This is a genomic window from Mycobacterium shigaense (assembly GCF_002356315.1).
In the GTDB taxonomy this organism is placed as follows: domain Bacteria; phylum Actinomycetota; class Actinomycetes; order Mycobacteriales; family Mycobacteriaceae; genus Mycobacterium; species Mycobacterium shigaense.
Map to the genome: position 1 here is coordinate 1,221,357 of NZ_AP018164.1, position 26,059 is coordinate 1,247,415.

Below are 26,059 nucleotides of genomic sequence, written 5' to 3' on the forward strand. Positions count from 1 at the left end.
CGTGGCTTCACATGCACACCTGCCGGGATTCGATGCCGGTGCGTAGCCCGGTGACTTCGGTGGCAAATCGCCAGACGCTCTCGCTGCTGTTGGTCGAGGACGACCGTGCCGATGCCCTGCTGGTCGAAGAACTGATCGCCGAGGCGGTCGACGACATCCGCGTGGTGTGGGCGCAGTCGATGGCCCATGCCGAGCGGGCGCTGGAGTCCGCCCGTCCCGATTGCGTGCTGCTGGATCTGAACCTGCCGGACGCGAACGGCATGGACGCGCTCGACCGCATCGCCAAGAACGACGTGACTCTCCCCATCGTGGTGCTGACCGGGCTCAACGACGAGTACTTCGGCGCCTCCGCGGTGGCCGCCGGGGCGCAGGACTATCTGGTCAAGGGCCGAGTCGAGCCCGAAATGCTAAGGCGCGCGGTGCTTTACGCGATCGAGCGCAAGCGCGTCGAGCTTATCGCCGCGGACCTGCACGCCAGCCAGCTGCGTGCCCGGGAGAACGCGTTGCTCGAACGGGGCCTGCTGCCCTCACCGCTGCTGCTGGACGACCCCGGCGTGGAGATCGTGGCCCGGTACCGGCCCAGCCGGGTGGACGCGCTGCTGTGCGGCGACTTCTACGACGTCGTGCAGACACCGGACCGGGTGCTGCATGTCCTGGTCGGCGATGTCGCGGGGCACGGACCCGACGAGGCGGCATTGGGCGCCGCGCTGCGAATCGCTTGGCGCGCATTGACCTTCGCCGACGTGCGCGGCACCGAATTGATGCGTCAGCTCGAGCGGGTACTGCACGCCGAACGGACCGCCACCGGGATCTTCGCGACGGTGCTGAGCCTGGAGCTTCCGCCGCGCAGTCCGCACGTCACGGGGATCCGCGCCGGTCACCCGGGAATGCTGCGGCAAGACGGCACCAACGTGGAATGGGTCGAGCCCCCCGCGGGGCCGGCGTTGGGCCTGCGCGCCGGCGATTGGGCGCAGTTCGAGATGGAATTGCCGGTGGGACAGGGGTTGATGCTGCTCACCGACGGGCTTTTCGAGGGGTACCGCGGGTCGGGCACCGAGCGGTTGGGGGAGGACGGTTTGCTTGCATTGGCTCGTTCGCGGGTGAATCTGCCCGGTCCGGCGTTCGTCGACGCGCTGATCGACGGCGCCGAGGAACTCGCCCAGCCGCGCGGCGGCCTGACCGACGACATCGCCGTGGTGCGCGTGGAGCGGACCGCCTGATGGACGCCGATTCGCACCCGTTGTGGCGCGCCCGGCTGACCGTGTGGGGATGGTTGGCGCTGGTGCTGGTCGTGATGGGCGTGCTGGTCCTGGCCGGTGCGCTGGTCGGTGCGGCGCTGCTGCACCGCACCGACACGGTGTCGCGCGAGCTGAGCGACCAGATCCAGCCGGCGCGGGCCGCCGCCATCGAGCTGCAGGCCGCGCTGCGCGACCAGGAAACCGGGATCCGCGGTTACCTGCTCGCCGCCGATCGTCAGTTCCTCACGCCGTACTACGACGGTCAACAAGCCGAACACGCGGCGGCCGAAGAGATCCGGCGGCTAGTCGGTGGGCGCCCCGACCTGATCGCCGACCTGGACGCGATCGAGCGGGCGGCCGCGAGTTGGCGGTCCAGCTACGCCGAGCCCCTGATTTCGAGTGTGACGCCCAATGCGCCCAGGGTCGTCAATGGCTCGGTCGCCGACCGCGGCAAATACGAATTCGACCATCTGCGCGGCCTTTTCGACACCCAGAACGCGGATTTCAACGCGGCCTCCAGCAACGCCGACGATCAACTCAGAAGCATCGACACCTGGCGCGATCGCACGCTGGGCGCGATCGTGCTGTTGTTCTTCGGCATGGCCGTGCTGCTGGGCTTCATGACCCGGGCCGCGATCACCGTTCCGCTGGCCCGGTTGGCCGAATCCTGCCGGCGGATCACCGACGGCAACTTCGACGAGACCATCCGACCGCCGCGGCGGCCCAAGGACATTCGCGACATGGCGATCGACGTCGAGAACATGCGCCAGCGGGTGGTGGCCGCCCTCGAGGCGTCGCGCGCGGCCGAGGCCCGGCTCGACGAACAGGCCGTCGATTTGCGGCGCTCCAATGCCGAACTCGAGCAGTTCGCCTACGTGGCGTCGCACGATCTGCAGGAACCGCTGCGCAAGGTCGCGTCGTTCTGCCAGCTGCTCGAGAAGCGCTATGGCGACCAGCTCGACGAGCCCGGAACTGAATACATCGGCTACGCGGTCGACGGCGCCAAGCGCATGCAGGTGCTGATCAACGACCTGCTCAGCTTCTCCCGGGTTGGCCGGGTGGGTACCAAACAAGCCGAGGTCGACCTGGACAGCACGCTGGATGCCGCGGTGGACAATCTCGCGACCGCCATCGAGGAGACCGGCGCGCAGGTGGTGCGGCCCGAGCGGCTGCCTCGCATCGTCGGCGATCCCACGCTGTTGACGATGTTGTGGCAGAACCTGATCGGCAATGCGATCAAGTTCCGCCACCAGGGGCGCGTCCCGCGGATCGTGATCGACTGCCGGCGCGGTGCCGAGGAATCCGACTGGCAGCTGACGTTGGCGGACAACGGCATCGGCATCCCCAAGGAATTCACCGATAAGGTCTTCGTCATCTTTCAGCGGTTGCACGGCCGCGAGGTGTATCCGGGAACCGGCGTCGGCCTGGCGCTGGTGAAGAAGATCGTCGAGTACCACGACGGGACCGTGCGCATCGACTCCACCTACACCGACGGCACGCGATTCGAGTTCACCCTGCCCGCCGCCGCAGACGTCGGGGACACCGAGCAGCAAGGCACCCTTGAAGGAGCGCACTGATGACACCAGCCGCCCGGCCGATCGAGATCCTGCTCGTCGAGGACGACCCGGGTGATGAGCTCATCACGCGAGAAGCTCTGGAGCACAACAAGTTCCAGAACAGGTTGCACGTCGCCCACGACGGCGAGCAGGGCCTGGACTTTCTGTATCGGCGCGGCGAGTTCAAGGACGCGCCGCGGCCTGACCTGATCCTGCTCGACTTGAACCTGCCGAAGTACGACGGCCGCCAGCTGCTCGAGAAGGTCAAGTCCGACGCCGACCTGTCGCGCATCCCGATTGTCGTGCTCACCACCTCCTCGGCAGAGGAGGACATCCTGCGCAGCTACAAGCTGCACGCCAACGCCTATGTCGCCAAGCCCGTCGACCTCGACCAGTTCATCAACGCGGTGCGCCAGATCGACGAGTTCTTCCTCCAGGTCGTTCGCCTGCCGGGGGGGGGTGAACTGCTCAGCCGAGGATGTCGTTGTGCTCGCCCAGCCCCGGTGGCGGCTCGGCGACGGCGGCGTCGAAGCTGGCGTAGCGCGCCGGTGTCCGCACCACCGTGACGGCGTCGTCGCCGCCGCCGACCGTGAGCGCCAGTTCGTTTTCGGCAAACAGCTCGGTGCCCACCACCTGTTTCCAGTTGTAGGCCAGGCAGGCCATCAGGCCGCCCTGCTGCAGCAGCTCCACCCATTCGGCGGCGGGCCTGGCGGCCAGCGCCTTTTCCAGCTCTTCGGTCAGCTCGTGGTAGTTGACGGCGCGCGCCCGCTGGTCGACGAACCGCTCGTCGGTCAGCAGGTCGGGCCGGTCGATGATCTCGCACAGCTTGGCCCAGTGCTTGGGCACATACGCCGACAGGACCAGGTAGCCGTCGGCGGCCTTGAACGCGTCGGATGGTTGGGTCGCAAATCCAACTCCCTTGCGCTTCTTGGCATTTAGATCAGCGACCGGCTTCGGCTTGGGTGCCTCGGTGGGCTTGTTCAGGTGGATCGTGAGCTGGCCGGCTTGCAGGCTCACCGCGACGTCGTACATCGCGACGCGCACGACATCGCCGAGGCCGTGGCGCTCCCGGTTGAGCAGCGCGGCCAGTACCGCCTGGGCCAGTACGTGCCCGCTGGCGGCGTCGACGAGCTGGAACGGGATGATCTGCGGTTTGCCGGTGGGCGTAGGCATTCCGGTCGTCATGCCCGACTCGGCGGCGACCATCAGATCGACGCCCGGCCTGCTGCCGTGCGGGCCGTTGCCACCGTAGGCCGACAGCCGCGCATAGATGAGTTTCGGGTTGCGCGAACGCAATTCGTCGGGACCCAGCCCCATGCGCTCCATGACGCCGGGCCGGAAACCCTCCAGCACCACGTCGGCGGTGTCGACGAGGTGCAAGATCTGTTGTTTGGCTTCGTCGGTCCGCAGATCGGCCATGACCGATTTCTTGCCCCGGTTGTGCGGTAGAAACAGCGTGGCCAGCGGCGGGCGCCCGGGCAGCACCGCGGTGATGTGGCGGGCCGCCTCGCCGACGGGCGCCTCGATCTTGATGACCTCGGCACCCAGGTCGGCCAGCACCTGCCCGGCCAGCGGCCCGGCGATATTCTGGGTGAAGTCGAGCACCCGGAATCCATCGAGTGGTTTGGCGGGCTTGCTATCCGGGTTGCTGTCTGGCATGCGCGGCCTTCCGTCACACTGCCTTGCGCAGTACCGCGGAGCAGTAATAGTTCTTGCCGAACGGGGCGTCTTCGCCGTCGGCTTGCAGCGGCAGCCCGTTGTCGGCCAACAGCTGATTCAGCGGGGTGTTCACCGGCTGCCAGCCGAGACCGGCAAGGTAGGTCGCAGCGTCGTTACGGTCGCCGGGGAAGCCGAGGTTGTCCAGCGCGACATCGAGTCCGTGGTCCTGCCACCTCTTGGTCGCCCCGTCCAGGGCCGCGCCGCCGTTGCCGGTATTCACGAATATCTCGGCGACCAGTCGGCTGCCGTCGGCGGACAGGTCGGTGATCTTGTCCAGTAAGCGATCCTGGGCCTCCGGCGGCAGGAACCCCAGCAGGCCTTCGGCGGCCCACGCGGCCGGCTGCTCGGTGTCGAAGCCGGCCCGTAGCAGCGCCGCCGGCCAATCGTGGCGCAGGTCGACGGGGACGGCCCGGATCTGCGCGGTGGGTTCGGCGCCCAGCGCCTCGATCGCAGCGACCTTGAACTCGATGACCTCCGGCTGGTCGATCTCGAACACCGTGGTGCCCGCAGCCCAGGGCAGCCGATAGCCGCGGGCGTCCAGGCCGGAGGCCAGGATCACGACCTGGCGGATGCCGGCGTCCGCCACGTCTTTTTGGGAGTCGGAGAAGAAGGCGTCGATGTAGCGGGTGCGAGCCGCCAGCAGGTCGGTCATCCGCTGCATGCCCCACGCGGCGCCGGGGACGTCGACCTGCTCGGCGTCCAGTTCACCGGCGGCCCACCGGGTGAAGAAGTCGACCCCGACGGCGCGTACCAGCGGTTCGGCGAACGGGTCGTCGATCAGGCCGTCGCGCGTGGCCCGGCCGCGTCCCGCGGCCACCATCGTCGCGGTGGCTCCCACACTCGTCGCCAGGTCCCAGCTGTCGTCGTCGCTGCGCGCCATGGTTAGACACAGTAACGAACCGGCCTGCCCGCGTGTCCCGTGGCCGGGGTCTGTGACCAAAGACCTCTGTCGCAATGGCAATGCGCCCTAACCAACGGCGGCCCGCCCGAGGCAGCATTCAGCTAATGATGAGACGCCTCGGTTTGGAAGCGTGGTCGCTGCTGCTCTACGCGCGGTCCGGCGGGCTGCGGATGATTCGGCCGGGTGAGATCGTGGCGGTGCTGCGCGCGGTCGAAAGGTACGGCCTGCTGGGTGCGGCGACGGTCATCACCGCCGGGCGGGATCCCGACGGGTTGGCGTTGATCGACGAGCGTGGTCCGCTGAGCTTCGGCGACCTGGACAAGCGGACCAACGCATTGGCTAACGAGTGGCGCCGCATCGGACTGGGCCCGGGCGCCAGCGTGGCCATTCTGGTGGGCAACCATCGGGGCTTCCTGGAAGCGGTCTTCGCCGCCGGCAAGTGCGGCGCGAGCATCTTGTTGCTCAACACCGGCTTTGGCAGCGTGCAACTCGCCGAGATGCTCGCCCGCGAGGGCGCCGACCTGCTGGTGTACGACGAGGAGTACAGCACCGTTGTCGCCGACGTGCACCCCAAGCTCGGGCGCCTACGCGCCTGGGCCGAAACGCCGGCGGCCGACACCCTCGACGGTCTGATCGAACGCGGCGATCCCGCGCCGCCTCCGCGTTCCGGAGGCCATCCCAAGATCGTCATCTCGACCAGCGGCACGACCGGGGTCCCCAAGGGCGCAGTACGTTCGGAGCCCTACTCGCTGATCCCGGTCGGCGGGCTGCTCGGCAAGGTGCCGTTCCGGGGCAGGGAAGTCACCGAATGCTGTGTGCCGCTGTTTCATTCGAACGGATTCAGCCAGGCAATGTACGCGACGGTGCTGGGTTCGACGCTGGTGCTGCGCCGCCACTTCGATCCCGAGCAGGCCTTGGCGAGCGTGGCCGCGCACCGGGCCAGCGCGATGATCGTCGTTCCCACCATGCTGCGGCGCATCTTGGACCTGGGCCCCGCGTCGCTGGCCGCACACGACCTGTCGTCATTGCGCATCGTGTTCATCGGCGGATCCCAGCTCGGAGCCGCGCTGGCCGCCCGCGCGCTCAAGGCATTCGGCCCGGTGGTCTACAACATGTACGGGTCCACGGAGGTCGCCTTTGCGACCATCGCCACGCCCGCCGATCTGGCCGCCGAGCCGGGCTGTGTCGGTTCGGTGGCACCCGGGTCGATGGTCAAGATCTTCACCGACGACGGGCACGAGGCACCTGCGGGAACGACGGGGCGGATCTTTGTCGGCAACATCCTGGCCTTCGAGGGATACAGCAGCGGCGGCGCGAAGGAGTCGATCCAGGGCCTGATATCCACCGGTGATGTCGGTCATTTCGACCGGGCCGGCAGGCTGTTCATCGACGGGCGCGACGACGAGATGATCGTCTCCGGGGGCGAAAACGTCTACCCGGGCGAGGTGGAAGACGCGCTCGCGCATCACCCCGGCGTGCTGGACGTGGCGGTGATCGGCGTCGACGACGAGGAATTCGGCCAGCGCCTGCGCGCCTACATCGTGCGCCGCCCCGGCGCATCGCTGACCGAGCACGACGTCACGGAATACGTGCGAAACCGGTTGGCGCGATTCAAAATTCCACGCGACGTGGTATTCGTCGACGAGCTGCCCCGCAACGCCGGGGGGAAGGTGCTCAAACGCTTGCTGAACGACCAACCTATCGAAGACCAGGCAGGGGTCTGAGATGTCCCGACCGATCGCGTTGATCACCGGGCCCACGTCGGGCTTGGGGGAGCGGTTCGCTCGGCGCTACGCCGCCGACGGCTACGACCTGGTGCTGGTGGCCCGCGACGCCGAACGGCTCAAGCAACTGGCCGCCGAGCTACACCGCGCGCACGGTGTCCACAGCGAGGTCCTGGTGGCCGACCTGACCGACCCGGCGGGTCGGACCGACGTCGCGCACCGGTTGTCCGAGGGCGTGCAGGTGCTGGTCAACAACGCCGGCGTCGGCATTGCCGGCGAGTTCTGGACCATCGATCCGGCGGTGCTGCAGGCTCAGCTGGACGTCAACGTCACCGCGGTGATGCAGCTGACCCGCGCTGCCTTGCCACCCATGGTGGCGGCCGGGTGCGGCACGATCATCAACATAGGCAGCATTGCGGCCCTGCTGCCGGGCCGGGGTTCGACGTACTCGGCGTCCAAGGCCTGGGTCGTGTCGTTTTCCGAGGGGCTGTCGAGCGGCTTGGCCGGTACCGGCGTCGGCGTGCACGCGCTGTGCCCCGGTTACATGCACACCGACTTTCACCACCGGGCGGGCATCGAAATGTCCTCGATGCCGCCGTTCATGTGGCTCGACATCGACTACGTGGTGGACAAATGCCTGTCCGGGGTTGCCAAGGGTGACATCGTGATCGTCCCGAGCCTGCAGTACAAGGTGTTGACGTCCGGGGGAAGGCTGCTGCCGCGCGGCCTTACCCGCCGGCTCACCAAGATGTTCGGGCAAGGGCAGGGTCGCACCTGAGCACCGTCAGCCGGACCTGCCGATCGCGTCGTCCGCCGTGTCCAGCCGGTAGCGGATCAGTCGTGAGCTGTTGGCTACCACCGCAACTGACGAGGCGTTGTGCAGGATCGCGGCCAGTACGGGGGACAGGGCCCCGCCCGCGCCGATGAGCAACCCGATGGCGTTGACGGCGATGGACATGCCGTAGTTCTCCCGGATGACGTCGACGGCGCGGGCGCCCAGATCCCCGACGTCGAGCAGGCGGTGCAGATCGTCGTTGGCCAGCGCGACGTCGGCGGTCTCGACGGCCACGTCGGTGCCGGCCAGACCCATCGCGATCCCGATGTCGGCCGCCGCCAGCGCCGGGGCGTCGTTGATGCCGTCGCCGACCATGCCGACGATGTAGCCCTCGCTTTGCAGCTCGCGCACCGCCGCGAGCTTGTCCTCTGGCATCACCTCGGCGCGCCACTCGTCGATGCCGAGCTCCGCGGCGACCACCCCGGCGATGTCCGGGTGGTCGCCGGTGAGCATGACGATACGGCGAATCCCATTGGCGCGTAAACCCTTCAACACCTCGGCCGCCTCGGGCCGCACCTCGTCGCGCAGGCTGATCAGGCCCACCAGGGTGCCGTCCACGGCGAGCAGCAGCGGCATCTCGGCCTGGCGCCGGAACTTGTCGACCCACTCTTGGGCCTTCTTCGACACCTTGACCTTCTCGCCGCGCAGCAACGAGGGGCTGCCCAGCAGCAGGGTGCGGCCATCGGCCCAGGTGCGCATGCCCAGCCCGACCAGCACCTCGCACTCCTCGTGCGGCGGGATGGTGATGTGGCGTTCCTCGGTCGAGCGGATCACCGCCTCAGCCAGGGGGTGCCGCGAGTGGATCTCCGAGCTGGCGGCGTACGCCAACACCTGCTCGGGCTGCCAATCCTTATGTATAGCAACGATATTCGTGACCACGGGACGCCCTACCGTCAGGGTTCCGGTCTTGTCGAACACGATCGCGTCGACCCGGGCCGCCTGCTCCAGGTGCGATCCTCCCTTGATCAGGATGCCGCGGCGCGCCCCGTTGCCGATCGCGGCGCTGATCGCCGTCGGGGTGGCCAACCCCACCGCGCAGGGGCAGGCGATCAACAGCATGGTCATCGCGCGCCGGATGTCCCCGGTGATTGCCAGGGTGATCGCAGAGACGATGAACGACGTGGGAACGAAACGGCGGGAGAAGTTTTCGCCGACAGTCTGAATGGGCGCCCGATCGTGGTGCGCCTCCTCGACGCGGGCGATGATGCGGCCGATGATGGTCTGGTTGCCGACGGCCTGCGCGCGCACCACCAGCCGTCCGCGCACCACCACCGAACCCGCGTGCACGTGCGCGCCGACCGCGACGCTGACGGGCAGGTTCTCCCCGGTGATCGCCGACTGGTTGACGACAGCCTCGCCGTCGATCACTTCGCCGTCCACCGGGATGCCGACGTGATCGTGCACCACCACCTCGTCGCCGATCTGCACGGTGTCGATCGGCACCTGAATCTCGCTGTCGCCCAGCCGGATCCATGCCGTGTCCTGGTTGCCGCGCAACAGCTCGGAAATGGCCCGCCGGGTCCGGCGCAGCGTCAAATCCTGAAGGTACTCACCGATATTCAGCAGCCACAGCACGGTCAGCGCGACCACGTTCTCGCGCAGGACGAGGCTGGCCACCGTCGCGGCCGAGACGAGCGCATCGGTGCCGGCCCGTCCCGAGCGCAATGAGCGCAGCGCCCCGCGCAGGAATGGGTAGCCGGTGAAGATCGTCGCGCCGGTGGCGACCGCTCGGCCGCTCGGGCCGAGCAGCGGCGGCCGGGCGAACACATAGCGCCGCACGCCGAGCAGCGCCAGCGCCGCGCCGCCGATCACCATGCGCAGCACGTCGATGTTGCGGATCTCCGACGAATGCGGGGCGCGGGCCGGAATCAGCTCGGCGGGTTGGCGCGCGGCGGCGTCGATCGCCGCCAGCACCGCGGCCCGGTCACAGCGGCGGGGGGAGTACCAGACGACGACGGATCCGGTGCGCGGGTAGGCGTGCACGACGCGCACCCCGAGGCATCCGGCGACAGCCTCTTCCACCGCGACGGCGCGCCGCGAGTCGGCGCGCACCCAGTCGACCAGCACGCGCATGCGGCCGGCCGCATCCGAAACTACCTCGTGCGCACGGTCATTCACCTGGTCAGTGCTCGTGATCGTGCACTTCGCCGACGGCCGGCGTGGGTGCCTCCTCGCCGATGCGCTCCCGGGCCTCGGCCACCACGTCGGCAATCTTCAGCCGGGCCGATTCCGCGGCCTCTTCGGCCTTGCGGGTTCCGCGCAGCCCGAGCTCGGCGCCCTTAACGGCGGTCTCGTGCAGCGGCGCCTTGTCCAGGGCTTTGCGTGCCAGCTCGTAGGCCGTCACTCCGACCAGACCGGTGAATACCGTCCCTGCAGCTTTAGCCAACAGTGCGTACGCCGCCATTGCCTGAACCTTTCTCCTTGTTCGCCGGAGCGTCAACCAAACCGGACCCGACGTTAACATCGATATATAGCGATATCAATATGGATCGGAGTCGTCGGCGACCCTGCCAAAAAGTTTGAGCCAGTGGATCCGGCTATAGTCGAATGTATGTTCGAATCATCGGGGCTGCGAAAGCCGACGCCGGAGTCCGCGTCGTGGCTGGAGCAGATCACTGCGGCGGCACGGATCGAAAACCGTTCTGCGGCTGCACAATTGGTGGCGATCGGGGAGTTGTTCGCCTACCGATACGCGTCGGTTTCGGCAACGGATGACTGGGCGATCGACACGCAGGCGGCGGTGGCCGCCGAGGTGGCCGCCGGCCTGCGGATCAGCCAGGGGTCGGCCGCCGGCCGGCTGCGGGCCGCCCGCGCGATGCGCGAGCGGCTGCCTGCGACGGCCGCGATCTTCATGGCGGGAGACATCGGTTACCAGGCATTCGACACGATCGTTTTTCGCACCGACCTGATCGTCGATCCCGACGTGCTGGCCCGGGTCGACGAGCTGGTGGCGGTCAACGTGACCCGCTGGCCTTCGATGACGCGCGGGCGGCTGTCCGGCAAGGTCGACGCGATCGTGGCCCGCGTCGACGCCGATGCGGTGCGCCGCCGTAAGGAGCGCCACGTGGATCGGGAGATCTGGATCGGTTCCGACGCCGACGGGATTTCCGAACTCAACGGCAGCCTGTACACCGTCGACGCCCACGCCCTGGACAGACGCCTGGATGCCCTGGCGGCCACGGTATGTGAGCACGATCCCCGCACCAAGGACCAACGCCGCGCCGACGCCTTGGGGGCGTGGGCCGCCGGGGCCGACCGGCTCGGCTGTCGCTGCGGGGCCGCCGATTGCGCCGCGGGCAAGCGGCCCGCCGCCGCACCGGTGACCATCCACGTCATCGCCGAACATGCCACCCTCGCCGGCGCCGGAACGGTACCCGCCTCCGAGTTCACTGCCGACGGGCTGATCACCGCCGAGCTGCTCGCCGAATTGGCGACATCGGCCAAATTGGTGCCGATGGCCCACCCGGGCGGAGCCCCGCCGGAGCCCGGCTACACCCCGTCCACGGCGCTGGCCAACTTCGTGCGCGCCCGCGACCTGACGTGCCGGTGGCCCGGTTGCGATGTCCCCGCGGTCGACTGTGACACCGACCATACGATCCCCTACGCCGACGGCGGTGCCACGCACGCGGCCAACCTCAAGTGCTATTGCCGAACTCATCATTTGGTGAAGACGTTCTGGGGCTGGCGCGACAAGCAACTTGCCGACGGCACCCTGATCATGACCTCCCTGTCGGGGGACACCTATGTCACGACCCCGGGCAGCGCCCTGCTCTTCTCCGGCCTGTGCCGCGCGGTGGGCGGCATGCCCGCCCTCGAAACCGGCCCGCCCCCGCAGGATTACTGCGCCGACCGTGCCGCGCTGATGCCCAAACGCCGGCGCACCCGCGGCCAAGAACGCGCCTACCGCGTGGCCGCCGAACGCCGGCAGAATCGCGACGCGCGCCTGGCCAAGATCGGACCCGCCCCGCCCGACGACCCACCGCCGTTCTGACGGCTGGTCGACGTTTCACGCAGAAGCAGCGGCGGACAAACGCCATTCGCCGGGGAATCCTTTGAGAATTTGGGTACCACGGGCTTCGAACTCGAGCCCCGAGCCGATCACGAGGTCCACGGCGTGCTGGTCCGGCCACCGTTTACAGGACGCGGGTGACCTTTTCGGTGTCGATGCGGCGTTGCAGCGCAGCGGGGTCGGGATTGGCCACCTGCACCAGCGAGGCGCCGACGGCCATGATCGCCAGCAGGTGGTCGATCAGTTCGGCGGGGCTGGGCCACGATGCGGTGGACAGCACCCGATCCTTGGCCGTCAATTCCCTTGCCGCCGCGGACTTCTCGCAGTCGGCGAGGATGTCCTGGGCCGACCGGCCGGCGAGTGCCGGGCCGGGATTTTGTTCGGCGGCGATCTGGTCACCGTGCACGCGCACCGCGGTGGCGTAGTCGGTGACGCCGATCGGCAGGTCAGGTGCGGGCCGGCCGAACGCGTCCAGCGACAGCACGGCGACCTCGGCAGCCCCGGTGGCGTCGGCCTCGTCCAGCCGGTCGGCGGTGCACAGGGCCACCTCGGCCGGCCCGGCCACGTCGAGCACGACCTCGGCGCCGATCCACCACACCCCGAACAACACCGCCGCCGTCTGCCAATGCGCCGGCAGCAAAATCCCCACCCGACTGCCCGGGCCCGCGCCCAGCTCGTCGCGTAACAGGTTGCCGGTCTTGGCCGCCCAGTTCGCCAGCGTCACCGCGGACAACTCGATGCGTAAGCCGGTGGGCCCGAAAGAATCGTCGTAGTAGGTGATGCGCGGACCGACGGGGTCGGCACGCAACATCGGATCCAGGATCGCGCCGGAAAGCGTGGCCACCGGGCCTAGTTTATGCACTCCGGCTTGTCGGACCCGGCGGTGAGGATCGGTGACGGCGCCGGCACGTCCGGATCGGCGGGGCCCCCGGAAGTCGCCCGGGCCGGCACGATGGAGGCGGTGCCGGACAAGCCGGAGCCCGGGCCGCTGTAGTCGTTGGCCAGCACCACCCGCACCGTCCCCGCCGCCAGCGATGTGTCCGGCACCACGGGCAAGCCGCCGAGTTCCTTGGAGATCTCCTGCGCGCCGCGGTCGTCGGAATTGGCGGCCCGCACCTGGCTGGCCTTCACGTGGCCGCCGTCGTTGTTGCCGACGGGGCCGGTGGTAAAGCCCTTGGAGCTCAATACATCTGAAACCGCCGCCGCCAGCCCGTTGATGTCGGTGTCGTTGACCACGCTGGCGGTCGTTTTGGCGGGGGTGTAGGCCAGCTGCTCGGTCTTGCCCTGGTTCTGGTCGTTGAGCAGGCCGGCCACCCAGTCCTGCACCTGATGCGGGTCCACCCGGACGACGCTTTGCATGCCGTCGTCACTCCAGCCGGCTCCGTCCAGCACCGGGATGGTGGCGAAGGCGACCTTGCCGCCGGCCAGCTTGGACAGCTGCTGGACGAAATCCATCACGTCCCAACCCGAGGAGATCACCACCGAACGCTGCACGGCGGCCTCCAGTCGCTTGAGCGTCGCCGGGCTGGACAGCGTCTTGCTGGAGATGATCGAATGCGCCAGCGAGGCCATCACGGCTTGCTGGCGGACCACCCGGTCCAGGTCGCCGCGCGGCAGGTCGTGGCGCTGGCGCACGAAGCTCAGCGCCTCGGGCCCGCTCAGTTTCTGCTGGCCCGCTGGGAAGTCGGCGCCCGAAAGCGGTTCGAACACCGGATCTTTGAGGCAGACCTGGACGCCGCCGAGCGCGTCGGTGATCGACGCGAAACCGAGCAGTCCGATCTCGGCGTAGTGGTCCACGGTTACCCCGGTGAGGTCGGCGACGGTCTTGATCAGCGCGTCGCGGCCGGCCTCGGTGCCCTCGGTCGCGGCCTCCTGCGCGGAAGCGCCCGCCCGGACCAGGCCGGCCCGCTTGGCCTCGCGGGTCTGACCGTAGACGCCGTTGATCTTGGTCTTGCCCAGGCCGGGCGCCGCGACATAGGAGTCCCGCGGAATCGAGATCGCGGTGGCCGACTTCCCGTTGTTCGGTATCCGGATCAGGATGATGGTGTCGGTGTTGGTGGCTTCCTCGTCGCCGGCCCGCAGCGTCGCCAGTTCCTCTTGGGAGAGCGCGTTGCCGTGCGCGTCGGTGCGGCTGTCCACGCCTACCAGCAGGATATCGATCGCGCCGTCTTGACCTATCTGGCCGCCCTTGCCCAGTGCGGACGCGGACATGTGGAAGATGCCGTCTTCGAATCCCCGGACGTTGTTCCATGCGACACCGGTGCCGATCACGACGGCGACAGCGAGCACAGTTGCAACCACACGAATCACACGGTGCACAGGCATCACATTAGGTTACTTGCGAATCACCAGTTCGCGGGTAGCCGACCCGGTGTGCCCAAGGCGTGCCTGGGACATGCCAGACTCGAAACCATGTCGGGCAGGATCGTCATCACCGGGGCCGCGGGTCAGCTGGGCGCCCGTCTAGCGGCACAGGCCATCGATCAGGGCCGCGACGTGCTGGCATGTGACTCGGCGCAGTGGAACATCACCGATCCGGCCGCGGCCTCCTCGATCGTCGAGAGCGGCGACGTGGTGATCAACTGCGCCGCCTACACCGACGTCGATGGCGCCGAGAGCGACGAGGTCACCGCGTACGCGGTGAACGCCGCCGGTCCGGACCACATCGCGCGCGCCTGCGCCCGCGCCGGCGCCCGGTTGCTGCACGTCTCCACCGACTACGTTTTCAACGCCGAGCCCTTCGACACCGACGCCGCCAATCCCCGCCCCTTCGAACCCAGCGACTCCCCGACTCCGCTGGGTGTCTACGGCCGCAGCAAACGCGCCGGCGAAGTGGCGGTGCTGGCCGCGCTCCCGGACCCCACCCAGGGCATCGTGGTCCGCACCGCCTGGGTGTACACCGGCGGCACGGGCAAGGACTTCGTGGCGGTGATGCGGCGGCTGGCGGCCGGGCACGGCCCGATCGACGTCGTCGACGACCAGACCGGCTCGCCGACCTACGTCGCCGACCTGGCCGCCGCGCTGCTGCAGATCGCCGACGACGATGTCCCCGGGCCGATCCTGCACGCCGCTAACGAGGGCGCCGTGTCCCGGTTCGAACAGGCCCGCGCCGTCTTCGAGGAATGCGGCGCCGACCCGGCCCGGGTGCGGCCCGTCAGCAGCGCGCACAATCCGCGGCCTGCGCCGCGTCCGACCTACTCGGCGCTGTCCGGCCGGGAGTCGGTGGCCGCGGGCATGGCACCGCTAAGGCCATGGCGCCCTGCGCTTGTCGCCGCGTTGGCCGCGTCCGGCGGCGCTGTCGTGCCCGATCGACCGATAGCCTCTACGCGTGACTGACGTTCTGCCGGTGGTGACGGTGACCTTCTCGCCGGGGCCACACCTGGAGCGCTTCCTGGCGTCGTTGGCGCTGGCCACCGAGCGGCCGGTCAGCGTGCTGTTGGCGGACAACGGCTCCACCGACGGGACGCCGCAGGAGGCCCTGCAGCGCTACCCGAACGTGCGGCTTTTCGACACCGGGGCCAACCTGGGCTACGGCACCGCGGTCAACCGCGCGGTGGCGCACCTGAGCCAGAGCGGGGAAGTCGACGACTGGATGATCGTGGCCAACCCGGACGTGCAGTGGGGCCCCGGCAGCATCGACGCGCTGTTCGAGGCCGTGTCCCGCTGGCCGCAAGCGGGGGCGCTGGGTCCGCTGATCCGCGACCCCGACGGCTCGGTCTATCCGTCGGCGCGCCACCTGCCCAGCCTGATCCGCGGCGGCATGCACGCGGTGGTCGGGCCGTTCTGGAAACGCAACCCGTGGACGGCCGCCTACCGCCAGGAGCGCCTCGAGCCCAGCGAGCGCCCGGTGGGCTGGCTGTCGGGATCGTGTCTGCTGTTGCGCCGGTCGGCTTTCGATCAGGTGGGGGGCTTCGACGAGCGCTACTTCATGTATATGGAGGACGTCGACCTCGGCGACCGGCTGGGCCAGGCCGGGTGGCTGTCGGTCTACGTGCCGACTGCCGAGGTCTTGCATCACAAGGGTCACTCCACCGGGCACGACCCGGAAAACCACCTGGCCGCCCACCACAGAAGCACGTACCTCTTCCTGGCGGATCGGCATGCCGGTTGGTGGCTGGCCCCGCTGCGCTGGACGCTGCGGGCGTCGCTGGCGCTGCGTTCCCGGCTGATGGTGCGCAGTTCGCGACGGAAACGTCTGCTTTCAGAAGGGCGACGCTGAATTGTCAAATCCCCCAGTCGATGTGGTGATCCTGGTCGGCGGCAAGGGCACCCGGTTGCGGCCCTTGACGTTGTCGGCGCCCAAGCCGATGCTGCCCACCGCCGGGCGGCCCTTCCTCACCCATCTGTTGTCGCGGGTGGCCGCGGCGGGTATCGAGCACGTCATCTTGTCGACGTCGTATCAGGCCTCGGTGTTCGAGGCGGAGTTCGGTGACGGCGCCCAGCTGGGCCTCGAGATCGACTACGTCACCGAATCCGACCCGCTGGGTACCGGCGGCGGCATCGCCAACGTCGCCGACAAGCTGCGCCACGACACCGTCATGGTGTTCAACGGCGACGTGCTCTCCGGCGCCGACCTGGGCCAGCTGCTCGAGTTTCACCACGACAAGCAGTCCGACGTTACCCTGCACCTGGTGCGGGTCTCTGACCCGCGCGCGTTCGGCTGCGTGCCCACCGAGGACGGCCGTGTTACCGCGTTCCTGGAGAAGACCGAGGATCCGCCGACCGACCAGATCAACGCCGGCACCTATGTTTTCGAGCGCAAGATCATCGACCGCATTCCGCGGGGCCGGGCGGTGTCGGTGGAGCGCGAGGTGTTCCCGGCGTTGCTGGCCGACGACGCCGTCAAATTCTGCGGCTACGTCGACGCCACCTATTGGCGCGACATGGGTACGCCGGAGGACTTCGTCCGCGGGTCGGCGGATCTGGTCCGCGGCATCGCGCCGTCGCCGGCGCTGGGCGGCCACCGGGGCGAGCAGCTGGTGCACGAAAGCGCGGCGGTGTCGCCGGGTGCGCTGCTGATCGGCGGCACCGCCGTCGGGCGGGGCGCCGAGATCGGGCCGGGCGTCCGGCTGGACGGCGCGGTGATCTTCGACGGCGTCAAGATCGAGGCGGGCAGCGTGATCGAGCGGTCCATCATCGGCTTCGGCGCGCGCATCGGCCCGCGCGCGCTGATCCGCGACGGGGTGATCGGCGACGGCGCCGACATCGGGGCACGTTGCGAGCTGCTGCGCGGCGCGCGGGTGTGGCCCGGCGTTTCGATCCCCGACGGCGGAATCCGCTACTCGTCCGACGTCTGAATCGCCGCGGCCCGGCTCACCAGGTAGGCCAGGGCGTGATCGGTGCCGTCGGGCAGGACGTCGGCGGGCCACCAGCGCAAGTCGTCGGACTCGTCGCTGATCGCGATTCGCGCGTCCGGCGGCGCGTGCGCGACGAACTGCAGATCCAGGTGACGGGTCGGCACACCCAGTGAGCAGGTGACCGGGTGCACGTGGATGGCGGCCAATCCGGGCGCCAAGCGCAGATCGTCCACCCCGGACTCCTCGATCGCCTCGCGCAGCGCCGCGGCCGCGATGTCGGGGTCGTCGGCGTCGCAATGCCCGCCGAGCTGTACCCACCGGCCAAGTCGCGGATGCAGGGTCAGCAGCACCCGGGTTCCGGTGGCGTCGAGCACCAGCGCCGAAGCGGTGACATGGCCCGCCGCGCACTCGCGAAGGCACGCGTCGGCGCGGGCGGCGACGAACGCCAACACCGCGTGCCGCAACGAATCCTGGGTCGGGTCGGGAGCCCGCCAGTCGGTGAGCAAGGCGCGCACCGACTCGCGAACGCTCACCGGGACCCCCGCCGTATCCTGCGGTCGCGCAGCGCGACCCAGGCCGCGCGGCACTGCGCCACGACGTCGGGCGACCAGCCGAGCCCGTCGATGAGCACCCGACGGTCGACGAGGTCGAGCGCCTTGTCGATCTCGTTGGCCTTCAGCAGCAGATCGACGTCGGCGGCAAGCTCGGCGTCGGCGTGCGCCGGTGGGGGAATGGGCAGCTGCTCGGCCTCTCGCGGCTCCAGCTCCAGGATGCCTCCACCGTAGCTGCGGCCCATGATCTCGGCGAAGGCGAACGTCGCGCTGTTGTGGAACACCGCGGCCAGCGCGGTCGGGTCCGTCGCCGGGTCGGCCAGCCGCACCCGATGGACGGTGTCGGTGCTGGTGGCCGCGGCCGCGTTGACGGTCAGCCGGGGCGCGAGGTGAATCTGCCTCAGCATGAACAGGTTTGGCATCCACAGCGACGGCGTGCTCCACCAGGGCTTTCGGATCGAGCACTTGTAGCCGCGGTCCACCCCCGCGGCCGCGCCGGCGCCGATGTGCGCGAGCAGCGCGGGGTCCGTCGGGTTTGGCGGCGCATCGAGCAGCCAGGTCCGCCGGCTCGTCGCGAGATCGCTTGCCCGGCAGTCGTTGTCGTACACCAGGCCGCACAGCTGGTTGCTGCGCGAGACCAGCGGGACGCAATACGGCGCCAACCCGAGCTCGCGGGTCTGCGCGTCGGTGAAGGTGAAGAAGCTGTTGCGGCCGGTCACGATGCCGACGTCGACCTCGGCGACGGACCCGAGCCGGGTCATCATGCCGGATGCCTTGAGGGTCCGCAGCAGCGCGATCGCCGCGGGGTCCAGGAAGTACTTGGTCCACTTCTCGTTCTCGTGCAGCAGCGCGGGTGCGGCCGGAACGTCGAGATCGGCGTGGTCGAGCGCGTCGGCGTCGGGCAGCGCCACCGTTCGTATCCGGGCGGGGCCCGCACCGGCCACGGCGCAGAACAGCACGACCTCCTGCAGGACGCCGTCGAACACCAACCGCTCGAACGTGATCAGGGTGATTTCGTGAAATCGCGCCAGCAGAAATTCGCGCAGCGGCGCGGCATAGCCGACTTGGAGCAACTCGGCGGGCAGCACCAGGCCCACCCGGCCGCCGTCGCGCACCAACGCCGTGCTCGCGACGACGAAGGGAACCCAGGCGTTGGTCAGCTTGCTGGGGCGCAGGCCCTCGCGCCGCATCAGCTCCAGCGCCGGCTCGCGCTGCTCGGCTGCCCAGTTGCCGAAGCGGATGTAGGGCGGGTTGCCCGCCACACCGTCCCAGCCGTCCCACCCGCCGGCGGCGCACGCGGTGTCCGCCAGCCAGGTGAACAGGCTGCCCGCGTCGACGGGCGCGAATTCCCGCGCCTTGGCCGCCTCGGCCGCGACGAGCTCCACGCCGTGCGCCCGGTCGCTGAGCAGGGCCAGCTCGCGCAGGATACGGCCGTCGCCGCACGACGGTTCGACGATGCGGGCACCCGCTTGGCGAACCCAGCCGGCCAGAAACCGGGCGACCGGCGCCGGCGTGTAGTACCCGCCGCGCACCTTGTCCGCCGACGCTGTCGGCTTGCCCGCGAACGTCTTCACCGGGCCAGTATCACTTGCGGATCAGCAAATCCCCGGCATCGGCGGCCTCCCGCGGGCCGCCGGGGTCTTCGGCGGCGTAGCCGATCGCGATGGCACCCAACGGCTCCCAGTCCGCCGGCAGCTCCAGCTCGGCGCGAACCAGGTCGGCCGCGAAGATCGTCGAGCCGATCCAGCAGCTGCCCACCCCGCGCACGGCCAGCGCCACCAGCAGCGCCTGCACGGCGGCGCCGACGGCGACGGTGAACATGGTGTGTTCGGCGTCGGTGCGCGCGGCGTCAGGATAGCTGTGGGCGCCGTCGAGCACCAGCATCGGGATGACGACCTCGGGGGCGTCGTAGAGAATCTGGCCGCGCCCGACGCGGCGCGCCACGGCCTCGGCGGGCTTGCCGTCGCCGGCCAGATCGGCACGCCACTTGTCCTTCATGCGGTCCAGCAGCCGGGTCCGGGTCGACGCCGTCCGCAGCCACATGAACCGCACCGGCCGGGTGTGGTGGGGGGCGGGCGCGGTCAGCGCCTCGGCGACGGCCGCCTCGATCAGCTCCGGCGCAACGGGCTCGTCCGAGAACCGGCGCACCGAGCGGCGCAGCAACTGGGCTTGCTGGCGGCCCAGCTCGATGGCCTCCGCGGTGCCCAGCCAGAACAGATCCTCCGCGCCGGCGCGCAGCAGGTCCCGGGCCGTCGTGCCGTCGTCGCTGACGGCCAGCCCGCGCACCACGGCCACCGGCAGCGCGGTCAGCTTGCCCTTGACCAGGTCGGCCGCGGCCGCGACCTCGTCGGCCACCGCGATCTCGGTGACCACTAACTCGTTGCCGTGCTCGTCGACCGCGCCCGAATAACCGTGCAACACAGCCAGACCGGCCGCGCCAATCGCGACGTCGATCTGGCCGTTGCGCCAGGCCCGGCCCATGGTGTCGGTGATGACGACGGCGACGTCGACGCCCAGCCGCTCCCGCAGCGCGCCGCGCAGCGCCGCCGCGCTGCCGTCGGGATCGACGGGCAGCAACGCCAGTTCGGCGCGGCTGACGTTGGAGCCGTCGATGCCGGCGGCGGCTTGCACCAGCCCGATCCGGTTCTCGGTGATCAGGGTCCGGCCCTTGCGGGCCAGCACCCGCACCGCCTCCTGGTCGACCAGCGTGCGGCGCAGTTCGTCGCGCTCCTCGGGGTCCTCGGGCGCCGCCACCAGCCGGCCCTCGCACTTGGACACCACCTTGCTGGTGACCACCACGACGTCGCCGTCGCGCAGCCACGGCGCGGCGCCCGCGAGAGCGGCGCCCAGATCGTCGCCGGGGCGGAACTCGGGAAGCCCCGCGACGGGGAGGATTTCGACGGCCGCGGCCGCGCCGTGCTCGATCATGGGGCGACGCCCGCCAGGTCCAGTCCGGCGCGCACCATCTCGGCCGTCGCGGTGGGGTCGGTCATCAGCAGCGGTATGGAGCGCACGGCGACGCCCTCGATGTCGGCGTGATCGCCCTCGGCCACCAGCCAGGCATCCAAGACCCCGGTGCCCCGCCGCGCGCCGAAGTGACGGCCGACCGCCTCCGCGGTGGACTCGACGCCGACGACCTTGAGGCATTCATCGGCCATGCCGCGCAACGGCTTTCCGCCGATGATCGGTGAGTAGCCGACCACCGGCGCGGCGGCCGAGCGCAGCGCCCCGCGGATACCGGGCACGGCCAGGATGGCCCCGACGCTGACGACCGGATTCGACGGTGCCAGCAAGATGACGTCGGCCTCGGCGATGGCCGTCAGCGCTTCGGTTGCGGCGCTGGCCTTTTCGGCGCCGACGAACGCGAAGCTGTGCGTCGGCACCTTGGCCCGGTAACGCACCCACCATTCCTGGAAATGGATCGCCCGGCGGCTGTCGTCTGCCGGATCGGTGATCACCACATGGGTCTCGCAGCGGTCGTCGCTGGCCGGCACCAACCGCGCGCCGGGTTGCCACCGGTCGCACAGCGCCGTGGTGATCTGTGATAGCGGGTAGCCCGCCTGCAGCATCTGGGTGCGCACTAGGTGGGTGCCCAGGTCGCGGTCGCCCAATAAAAACCAGTCTGGTTGTACGCCGTAGCGCGCCAATTCCTCTTTGGCGTGCCAGGTTTCGTCGCGGTGACCCCACCCTCGCTCGGGGTCCACGCCTCCACCTAAGGTATACATACAGGTGTCCATATCAGGACACACGCGCACTCCGTGGATCCAGGCATCGTCGCCAATGTTGACGACCGCAGTCAGCTCATGACTGGTCGTATCGGATCCCGCTGCGCCGAATTGCCCTAGGCCCAGCAGTTGTTGGACCCCGAGCAGGAAACGAGCGCCGCCGACCCCCCCGACGAGAACGGTGACCTTCACGTGAGCCTCACGAAGCACGACAGTACCGGCCGCCGACAGTGCCACTGTGAGGCCCTTTTTGACGACGACATAAGGAGTGTTGCGAGCCTGTGATCGACACGCCGAAAGCCTCTTGCAACAGAAACGCCGAAATTTGGTCACGAGATGATATGGAATTGCGGCGAAACGCTTGACCCGGCTGATCAACCCGTGTCTAATCACATCAGTGTCATTTCCCGGTTAGCCGGCCGGTTCCGGTGTCGCAGACCGAGATTCGATCACTTGTTCGAATTGTCTGTTACATCAGAACAGTGGGCAACTTTCACTCTCTCAAAATGAAGCTGAGGAGGCGGACGCGCATGTCTTATGAGCACCTTCGGGGCATTATGACTAGCACACCGCACACCGCGATTGGCTCAGCAGCGACGCCAATCGTCCGGCCGCACCTGACCGTGGTTCCGGATGCGCCAGTCGCATTCGAACCCGAGCCGTTGCCACCGGCCACCCCCGACCAATGGCAGGACCGTGCGCTGTGCGCGCAGACGGATCCCGAAGCCTTCTTTCCGGAGAAGGGCGGCTCCACCCGAGAGGCGAAGAAGATCTGCCTCGGGTGCGAGGTGCGTCATGAGTGCCTCGACTACGCCCTGGCGCACGACGAGCGCTTCGGCATCTGGGGCGGTCTGTCCGAACGGGAGCGTCGCCGCCTCAAACGCGGCATCATCTGATCTTCCGAGCCCGCCCGGGCTATTCGTCGTCGATCGTCGGATCGATGAGCGAGGGTTCGACATCAAGGTAGATGGCCACCTGAGCCACCAGGATCTCGTGCAGCAACTCGCCGAGTTCGAGCGTGTCCTTGGCCCGTCGTTCGATGGGTTTGCGGAACAACACAATTCGGGCTCGAGTGGCGTTGCCGCGGATGTCGACGCCGGCCGGGATCAGCCGGGCGAGCGCGATCGGGCCGTCGGCGACGACCTCCGGCGGCCACTGCACGCTGTCGGGGTCCTTGGCCGAGATGCGCGGGATCTCGTCGACCGCCACATCGAGTTCGGCCACGCGATCCTGCAACCTTCGCTCGATGGGTTCGTAGGCCTCCAGCACGGCCATGTCGAAGCGCTCGGCGCGGCTGCGCCACCCCGGCACCGTCGGCGGCAGCAACGGCCCGCGCATGTCACGGCCGCGCCGCACCGCACGGTGCGCCGCCGACCGGCCGCGCGAATCGCCCACGCGCCGATGGTAACGGCTTGTCCGCCGTTGGTAACGGTTCGGAACTGCGCGCCCGCCGGTTGCGCGTGTCCGGCGCTTCGGCAGCGTTTCCGCACGATAGCCTTTGCGACGTGAACGTTCCCCGTCGCTGCTGCCGGCCCGGGTGTCCGCATTACGCCGTAGCGACCTTGACGTTCGTCTACTCGGACTCGACGGCAGTCGTAGGTCCACTCGCCACCGCGCGTGAACCCCACTCGTGGGACCTGTGCGTCAACCACGCCGGCCGGATCACCGCACCTCGCGGGTGGGAGCTGGTCCGCCACGCCGGGCCCCTGAACGCCGAGCCCGCCAACCCCGACGAGGACGACCTGGTCGCCCTGGCCGATGCCGTCCGCGAGGGCAGCCCGGCGGCGGGCGCCGCCCCGTTCGTGCCGGTGAACGGATTTGCTGATCCGCACGTCCACCACACCGGGCCGCACGCCACCGTGCCAACCAGCGGACTGCTGGCGCCGCCGGAGCAACGCTCCGGTCGCCGGCGGGGACACCTGCGGGTGTTGCCCGATCCCAGCGACTAGGGGGTCGTGCGCCGGGCCGATAGGCTGACGTCGAAAGGCAAAGCGAACCACGGCGTCAGGAGGCCCCCCGCATGTCCCGGCTTGCCGAGACTGTCCACCGTGTCATCAAGGCCTACGACGTCCGTGGGCTGGTAGGTGACGAGATCGACGAGGCGTTCGTCGGCGGCGTCGGGGCGGCCTTCGCGAAGTTGGTGCGCGGCGAGGGCGCCCGGCGCGTGGCGATCGGTTACGACATGCGGGACAGCTCGCCGGCGCTCGCCGCGGCCTTCGCCGACGGGGTGACCGGTCAGGGCCTCGACGTAGTGCGCATCGGACTGGCCTCGACCGATCAGTTGTATTTCGCCTCGGGGCTGCTGGATTGCCCCGGCGCGATGTTCACCGCGAGCCACAACCCCGCCGCCTACAACGGCATCAAGCTGTGCCGGGCGGGGGCCAAACCCGTCGGGGCCGACAGCGGGCTGCGGGTGATCAGCGAGGACCTGATCGCCGGCGTCGCCCCCTACGACGGGCCGCAGGGCAGCATCTCGGATGCCGATGTGCTCGACGATTACGGCGCATTCCTGCGATCGCTGGTGGACACGTCCGGCTTGCGGCCGTTGCGGGTTGCGGTGGACGCCGGCAACGGCATGGCCGGACACACCACGCCGGCCGTGCTGGGCGCCATCGACTCGATCACCTTGGTGCCGTTGTACTTCGAGCTCGACGGTTCGTTTCCCAACCACGAGGCCAACCCGCTGGACCCGGCAAACCTGGTCGACCTGCAGGCCTGTGTGCTCGACACCGGCGCGGATATCGGGCTCGCCTTCGACGGGGACGCCGACCGCTGCTTCGTGGTCGACGAGCGCGGGGTGCCGGTCTCGCCGTCGACGGTGACCAGTCTGGTCGCTGCCCGCGAGCTGAGCCGCGAGATTGGCGCCACGATCATCCACAACGTCATCACGTCGCGCGCGGTGCCCGAACTCGTCACCGAGCGTGGTGGCACGGCCTTGCGCTCGCGGGTGGGGCACTCCTATATCAAGGCAATGATGGCCGACACCGGTGCGATCTTCGGCGGCGAGCACTCCGCGCACTACTACTTCCGGGACTTCTGGGGAGCCGACTCGGGCATGCTCGCGGCGCTGTACGTCCTGGCCGCCCTTGGTGAGCAGGACCGCCCGCTGTCCGAGCTGACCGCGGACTACCAGCGCTACGAATCGTCGGGCGAAATCAACTTCACCGTGGCCGACGCCGCGCAATGTACGGAAGCCGTGCTGAGGTCGTTCGGCAGCCGGATCCACTCCATCGATCACCTGGACGGGGTGACCGTCGACCTGGGCGACGGCAGCTGGTTCAACCTGCGCAGCTCGAACACCGAGCCGTTGTTGCGCCTCAATGCCGAGGGCCGCACCGCCGAGGACGTCGATGCGGTGGTCGCGCAGGTCAGCGCCGAGATCGGCGCGGTGGCGGTGCCCAGTGGGGCCGCACCGTGAACACCACCCGGGCGATCGATCTCGAGGACACCGACGGCCTGCTCGCCGCCGACCGCGACGGCCTGCTGCGCGCCGCCTCGTCGGCCGGCGCCCAGGTGCGGGCCGCCGCCGCCGCGGTCGACGAGGGCGCGCTGGAATCGCTGCGCACCGAGGATCGCGCCCGCAGCGTGATCTGGGTGGCTGGCCGCGGGACCGCCGAGACGGCCGGGGCGATGCTGGCGGCGACACTCGGGGGCGCGGCGTCGGCCCCGATCACGCTGGTCAGTGAGGCCCCGCCGTGGGTGGGTCCGCTCGACGTGCTGGTCGTCGCGGCCGACGATCCCGGCGATCCCGCCCTCGTCGGTGCCGCCGCGACCGGCGTGCGCCGCGGCGCGCGGGTCGTGGTCGTCGCCCCGTACGAAGGTCCGCTGCGGGACGTCACCGCCGGGCGGGCCGCGGTGCTGGCGCCGCGGTTGCGGGTGCCCGACGAGTTCGGGTTGTGCCGCTACCTGGCCGCCGGTTTGGCCACGTTGCACGCCGTGGACCCGAGGCTGAGCGTCGACCTGGCGGCGCTGGCCGACGAACTGGACGCCGAGGCGCTGCGCAACAGCGCCGGGCGCGAGCTGTTCACCAATCCGGCCAAGACCATCGCCGCGCGGATGTCCGACCGACAGGTCGCGCTCGCCGGTGACTGCGCCGCGACGCTGGCACTGGCCCGGCACGCCAGCTCGATCCTGTTGCGCATCGCCCACCACGTGGTGGCCGCCGCCGGGCTGGCCGATGCGGTGGTCGCGCTGCGCTCGGCCGCCCACGCCGGCTCCGGATTGGGTCAAGCGCCCTCCTCGGTCGACGCCTTGTTCCACGACGAAGAGATCGACGGACCGCTGCCGCAGCGGGTGCGGGTGCTGGCGCTCACCTTGACCGACGACCGGACGGTCGCGGCTGCCCGGGTGGCCGGGCTCGACGACGCGCACATCGTCACGGCCGAGGACGTGCCCGACGCGCCGCAGCCGTCGACCGGTGCGGGACGGGCCGAACAGCAACTGGCAGTATTGGCCGTCCGGCTGGAGATGGCCGCCGTTTACTTGCGACTGGTACGGGGATAAA

The 26,059-nt window shown here is 69.4% G+C and carries 23 protein-coding genes and 1 pseudogene; 13 read left to right on the forward strand and 11 right to left on the reverse strand.

Annotation, left to right across the window (positions count from 1 at the left end; translation table 11 throughout):
• The first annotated feature begins 32 nt into the window (after positions 1–32).
• The 3 genes and pseudogenes from MSG_RS05740 to MSG_RS05750 all read left to right on the forward strand — a co-directional run.
• Positions 33–1,220 (forward strand): PP2C family protein-serine/threonine phosphatase, encoded by a 1,188-nt coding sequence (locus MSG_RS05740; RefSeq protein WP_096444110.1) that lies wholly within the window; start codon positions 33–35, stop codon positions 1,218–1,220.
• Positions 1,220–2,815 carry a sensor histidine kinase gene (locus tag MSG_RS05745; protein ID WP_096437851.1) on the forward strand — a complete coding sequence of 532 codons (1,596 nt, stop codon included), beginning with the start codon at positions 1,220–1,222 and terminating at the stop codon, positions 2,813–2,815. Before MSG_RS05740 ends, MSG_RS05745 begins: the two co-directional genes overlap by 1 nt.
• Positions 2,815–3,246 (forward strand): annotated as a pseudogene (locus MSG_RS05750) (response regulator); the annotation flags it as partial. The gene MSG_RS05745 and the pseudogene MSG_RS05750, both read left to right, overlap by 1 nt.
• 16 nt (positions 3,247–3,262) lie before the next feature.
• On the opposite strand, the gene MSG_RS05755 reads toward MSG_RS05750, so the two are convergent.
• Both MSG_RS05755 and MSG_RS05760 read right to left on the reverse strand, forming a co-directional pair.
• Positions 3,263–4,453: a CoA transferase gene (locus MSG_RS05755; protein ID WP_096437855.1), complete on the reverse strand. Its 1,191-nt coding sequence runs from the start codon at positions 4,451–4,453 to the stop codon at positions 3,263–3,265.
• Positions 4,454–4,466: 13 nt separating this feature from the next.
• Positions 4,467–5,393 carry a class I SAM-dependent methyltransferase gene (locus tag MSG_RS05760; protein WP_096437857.1) on the reverse strand — a complete coding sequence of 309 codons (927 nt, stop codon included), beginning with the start codon at positions 5,391–5,393 and terminating at the stop codon, positions 4,467–4,469.
• A gap of 125 nt (positions 5,394–5,518) precedes the next feature.
• Here MSG_RS05760 and MSG_RS05765 point away from each other — a divergent pair, with 125 nt between their 5' ends.
• Both MSG_RS05765 and MSG_RS05770 read left to right on the forward strand, forming a co-directional pair.
• Positions 5,519–7,138, forward strand: coding sequence for an AMP-binding protein (locus MSG_RS05765; protein WP_181159147.1), 1,620 nt, complete (start codon positions 5,519–5,521; stop codon positions 7,136–7,138).
• A gap of 1 nt (position 7,139) precedes the next feature.
• Positions 7,140–7,916, forward strand: coding sequence for an SDR family NAD(P)-dependent oxidoreductase (locus tag MSG_RS05770; protein ID WP_096437861.1), 777 nt, complete (start codon positions 7,140–7,142; stop codon positions 7,914–7,916).
• A gap of 6 nt (positions 7,917–7,922) precedes the next feature.
• On the opposite strand, the gene ctpC is transcribed toward MSG_RS05770, so the two are convergent.
• Positions 7,923–10,046: a manganese-exporting P-type ATPase CtpC gene (gene ctpC / locus MSG_RS05775; protein WP_096444112.1), complete on the reverse strand. Its 2,124-nt coding sequence runs from the start codon at positions 10,044–10,046 to the stop codon at positions 7,923–7,925.
• 49 nt (positions 10,047–10,095) lie between these two features.
• Positions 10,096–10,377 (reverse strand): DUF1490 family protein, encoded by a 282-nt coding sequence (locus tag MSG_RS05780; protein WP_096437863.1) that lies wholly within the window; start codon positions 10,375–10,377, stop codon positions 10,096–10,098.
• Between the two features lie 147 nt (positions 10,378–10,524).
• Between MSG_RS05780 and MSG_RS05785 the strand changes: the two genes are divergently transcribed.
• The gene (locus MSG_RS05785) at positions 10,525–11,964 is read left to right on the forward strand and encodes an HNH endonuclease signature motif containing protein (RefSeq protein WP_096437865.1); all 1,440 of its coding nucleotides are present in this window, start codon (positions 10,525–10,527) and stop codon (positions 11,962–11,964) included.
• A gap of 142 nt (positions 11,965–12,106) precedes the next feature.
• Here the strand turns inward: MSG_RS05785 and MSG_RS05790 are convergent, their stop codons facing one another.
• Positions 12,107–12,793: a TIGR03089 family protein gene (locus tag MSG_RS05790; protein WP_096444116.1), complete on the reverse strand. Its 687-nt coding sequence runs from the start codon at positions 12,791–12,793 to the stop codon at positions 12,107–12,109.
• Positions 12,794–12,831: 38 nt separating this feature from the next.
• Entirely contained in the window at positions 12,832–14,310 is a 1,479-nt protein-coding gene (locus MSG_RS05795) for an LCP family protein (RefSeq protein ID WP_373421132.1), read from the reverse strand.
• An 84-nt stretch (positions 14,311–14,394) separates the two neighbouring features.
• Between MSG_RS05795 and rfbD the strand changes: the two genes are divergently transcribed.
• The 3 genes from rfbD to manB are packed head-to-tail and all read left to right on the forward strand — an operon-like array spanning position 14,395 to position 17,279.
• Positions 14,395–15,318 (forward strand): dTDP-4-dehydrorhamnose reductase, encoded by a 924-nt coding sequence (gene rfbD / locus MSG_RS05800; protein WP_096437867.1) that lies wholly within the window; start codon positions 14,395–14,397, stop codon positions 15,316–15,318.
• 10 nt (positions 15,319–15,328) lie between these two features.
• Complete coding sequence (locus MSG_RS05805) at positions 15,329–16,201, forward strand: glycosyltransferase family 2 protein (protein WP_162899293.1); 873 nt, start codon at positions 15,329–15,331, stop codon at positions 16,199–16,201.
• Between the two features lies 1 nt (position 16,202).
• Complete coding sequence (gene manB / locus MSG_RS05810; RefSeq protein WP_096437871.1) at positions 16,203–17,279, forward strand: mannose-1-phosphate guanylyltransferase; 1,077 nt, start codon at positions 16,203–16,205, stop codon at positions 17,277–17,279.
• Here manB and MSG_RS05815 read toward each other — a convergent pair.
• Genes MSG_RS05815 through cofD form a run of 4 tightly spaced genes read right to left on the reverse strand, consistent with a single transcriptional unit; the run spans position 17,261 to position 21,747 of the window.
• Positions 17,261–17,812, reverse strand: coding sequence for an NUDIX hydrolase (locus tag MSG_RS05815; RefSeq protein WP_096444120.1), 552 nt, complete (start codon positions 17,810–17,812; stop codon positions 17,261–17,263). The genes manB and MSG_RS05815 overlap by 19 nt on opposite strands.
• Positions 17,809–19,404, reverse strand: a complete 1,596-nt coding sequence (locus MSG_RS05820) for an Eco57I restriction-modification methylase domain-containing protein (RefSeq protein WP_096437873.1) — start codon at positions 19,402–19,404, stop codon at positions 17,809–17,811. Before MSG_RS05820 ends, MSG_RS05815 begins: the two co-directional genes overlap by 4 nt.
• A gap of 10 nt (positions 19,405–19,414) precedes the next feature.
• Positions 19,415–20,758: a coenzyme F420-0:L-glutamate ligase gene (locus MSG_RS05825; RefSeq protein ID WP_096437875.1), complete on the reverse strand. Its 1,344-nt coding sequence runs from the start codon at positions 20,756–20,758 to the stop codon at positions 19,415–19,417.
• Entirely contained in the window at positions 20,755–21,747 is a 993-nt protein-coding gene (gene cofD / locus MSG_RS05830) for a 2-phospho-L-lactate transferase (protein WP_096444118.1), read from the reverse strand. The genes MSG_RS05825 and cofD overlap by 4 nt, the downstream gene beginning before the upstream one ends.
• Before the next feature lie 365 nt (positions 21,748–22,112).
• Between cofD and MSG_RS05835 the strand changes: the two genes are divergently transcribed.
• Complete coding sequence (locus MSG_RS05835; protein WP_096444122.1) at positions 22,113–22,451, forward strand: WhiB family transcriptional regulator; 339 nt, start codon at positions 22,113–22,115, stop codon at positions 22,449–22,451.
• Between the two features lie 19 nt (positions 22,452–22,470).
• Here the strand turns inward: MSG_RS05835 and MSG_RS05840 are convergent, their stop codons facing one another.
• The gene (locus tag MSG_RS05840; protein ID WP_096444126.1) at positions 22,471–22,893 is read right to left on the reverse strand and encodes a metallopeptidase family protein; all 423 of its coding nucleotides are present in this window, start codon (positions 22,891–22,893) and stop codon (positions 22,471–22,473) included.
• 167 nt (positions 22,894–23,060) lie between these two features.
• Between MSG_RS05840 and MSG_RS05845 the strand changes: the two genes are divergently transcribed.
• The 3 genes from MSG_RS05845 to MSG_RS05855 all read left to right on the forward strand — a co-directional run bounded on the left by MSG_RS05845 (position 23,061) and on the right by MSG_RS05855 (position 26,058).
• Positions 23,061–23,504: a DUF3499 domain-containing protein gene (locus MSG_RS05845; protein ID WP_181159148.1), complete on the forward strand. Its 444-nt coding sequence runs from the start codon at positions 23,061–23,063 to the stop codon at positions 23,502–23,504.
• Positions 23,505–23,575: 71 nt separating this feature from the next.
• Positions 23,576–24,973, forward strand: coding sequence for a phosphomannomutase/phosphoglucomutase (locus MSG_RS05850; RefSeq protein ID WP_096437877.1), 1,398 nt, complete (start codon positions 23,576–23,578; stop codon positions 24,971–24,973).
• A complete protein-coding gene (locus MSG_RS05855) occupies positions 24,970–26,058 on the forward strand; it encodes a TobH protein (RefSeq protein WP_096437879.1) in 1,089 nt (362 codons plus the stop codon). The genes MSG_RS05850 and MSG_RS05855 overlap by 4 nt, the downstream gene beginning before the upstream one ends.
• Position 26,059 lies beyond the last annotated feature (1 nt).

Coding starts and splice junctions, on each gene's coding strand:
- MSG_RS05740 (WP_096444110.1), top strand. CDS start 33: ATGCCGGTGCGTAGCCCGGTGACTTCGGTGGCAAATCGCCAGACGCTC.
- MSG_RS05745 (WP_096437851.1), top strand. CDS start 1,220: ATGGACGCCGATTCGCACCCGTTGTGGCGCGCCCGGCTGACCGTGTGG.
- MSG_RS05755 (WP_096437855.1), bottom strand. CDS start 4,453: ATGCCAGACAGCAACCCGGATAGCAAGCCCGCCAAACCACTCGATGGA.
- MSG_RS05760 (WP_096437857.1), bottom strand. CDS start 5,393: ATGGCGCGCAGCGACGACGACAGCTGGGACCTGGCGACGAGTGTGGGA.
- MSG_RS05765 (WP_181159147.1), top strand. CDS start 5,519: ATGATGAGACGCCTCGGTTTGGAAGCGTGGTCGCTGCTGCTCTACGCG.
- MSG_RS05770 (WP_096437861.1), top strand. CDS start 7,140: ATGTCCCGACCGATCGCGTTGATCACCGGGCCCACGTCGGGCTTGGGG.
- ctpC (WP_096444112.1), bottom strand. CDS start 10,046: ATGCGCGTGCTGGTCGACTGGGTGCGCGCCGACTCGCGGCGCGCCGTC.
- MSG_RS05780 (WP_096437863.1), bottom strand. CDS start 10,377: ATGGCGGCGTACGCACTGTTGGCTAAAGCTGCAGGGACGGTATTCACC.
- MSG_RS05785 (WP_096437865.1), top strand. CDS start 10,525: ATGTTCGAATCATCGGGGCTGCGAAAGCCGACGCCGGAGTCCGCGTCG.
- MSG_RS05790 (WP_096444116.1), bottom strand. CDS start 12,793: ATGTTGCGTGCCGACCCCGTCGGTCCGCGCATCACCTACTACGACGAT.
- rfbD (WP_096437867.1), top strand. CDS start 14,395: ATGTCGGGCAGGATCGTCATCACCGGGGCCGCGGGTCAGCTGGGCGCC.
- MSG_RS05825 (WP_096437875.1), bottom strand. CDS start 20,758: ATGATCGAGCACGGCGCGGCCGCGGCCGTCGAAATCCTCCCCGTCGCG.
- MSG_RS05835 (WP_096444122.1), top strand. CDS start 22,113: ATGACTAGCACACCGCACACCGCGATTGGCTCAGCAGCGACGCCAATC.
- MSG_RS05840 (WP_096444126.1), bottom strand. CDS start 22,893: ATGCGCGGGCCGTTGCTGCCGCCGACGGTGCCGGGGTGGCGCAGCCGC.
- MSG_RS05850 (WP_096437877.1), top strand. CDS start 23,576: ATGTCCCGGCTTGCCGAGACTGTCCACCGTGTCATCAAGGCCTACGAC.